This is a genomic window from Corallococcus praedator (assembly GCF_003612125.1).
Taxonomy (GTDB): domain Bacteria; phylum Myxococcota; class Myxococcia; order Myxococcales; family Myxococcaceae; genus Corallococcus; species Corallococcus praedator.
Genome location: NZ_RAWI01000748.1, coordinates 1 through 1385, shown reverse-complemented (window position 1 = coordinate 1385; position 1385 = coordinate 1). Strand labels below are relative to the sequence as shown.

General features: G+C 73.4%; 1 pseudogene. It reads left to right on the top strand.

Annotation, left to right across the window (positions count from 1 at the left end):
- Positions 1-1385, top strand: a pseudogene (locus D7Y13_RS41440) (tenascin-X); the annotation flags it as partial.

The window sequence follows — 1385 nt, the reverse complement described above, 5'->3', positions numbered from 1 at the left end:
GCCCGGGGGCGGGGAGGTGGCCGTGGTGCTCCAGGGCCAGGCGAACCCGATTCCCACCTGCCCCACGCCGGTGGCCTGCCACACCGCCACGTTCGACCCGGTGACGGAGGCGTGCGTGGAGGCGGAGGAGCCGGACGGCACGGCATGCGACCCGGGCAACGCGTGCCTCCAGGACGCCACCTGCACGGCGGGGCGGTGCAAGGGGACGGAGCGCGTGTGCGACGACGGCAACGCGTGCACCACGGACGTGTGCAACCCGCTGGACGGCTGCGCGGCGGTGCCGGCGCCGCCGTGTCCGGGGGATGGGAAGTGCCAGGTGGGCACGTGCGATCCGAAGCTCGGGTGCGCGCTGGCGAACGCGCCGGACGGGACCTTCTGCGGCCCGGAGCGCGGCTGCGACGCGGCGGACGTGTGCCTGGACGGGGCGTGCCAGCGGCGCGATCCACCGGACAACTTCATCTGCGCGCCGGCCAGCCCGTGCCAGGGACCGGGGCGGTGCAAGGGGTCGGTGTGCGAGCGCCCGGCCGCGACGGTGCTGTCCCCCGATTGGACGTACGACGCGGCCTCCAACGGCGAGGCGCTGCACGACCTGCTGGTGGGGCCCACGGGGGATGTGACGCTGGTGGGCTTCTTCGTGCCGGCGCTGATGGACGCGGCGGGCCCGGTGCCGGTGCGGGCGAGCGTGGCGGGCCGGCGGTGCATGTTGTGGAACGACCGGCTGCTCTGCATGGACCTGCCGCTGTCCGGGCAGGTGTCGCTGTTGGACAGGGCCACGGGCGCGCCCCGGTGGACGTTCGACCTGGCGACCGCGCGGCCGGACTTCGCGAAGGGGCTGACGACGCTGTTCATGGCGCGGCTGGGGGTGATGCAGCCGGACCGGCTGGCGGCGCTCTTCGAGGCGTATCCGGAGGGCACCGCACGTGACACGTTGTGCCGGCGGTACTTCCTCGTGGTGTTGGATGCCTTTGGCGGGATGGTGTCCGCGCAGGAGATCACCGATCCGCTGCTCTCCGAGTGCAACCACCCGCACCCGTTTGGCGTGGCGTCGGACGCGGCGGGGGATCTGTACCTGTCCTTTGGACAGACGCTGAATGTGGGGGCGCCGCTGTTTCCGGGGGCGCCCACGCTGCTGATGGCGTTCTCGCAGGACGGGGTGCCGCGCTGGCGCAAGACGGAGGCGTTCAGCGCGGGCGAGCTGGCCATCGTGAACGGGCTGTTGCTCAACGAGCGCTCCACGCAGGCGCTGCGCACGCAGGACGGGCAGGCGGTGGGTTCGCAGCCGTTCCCCAAGGCGCTGGGCCGCGCGGTGGCGACGTCCGAGCGCCTCATCCCGTCGCCGTCCCTGGACGACAGCGCGCAGGAGTGGCGGCTGCGGGGGTATGGGG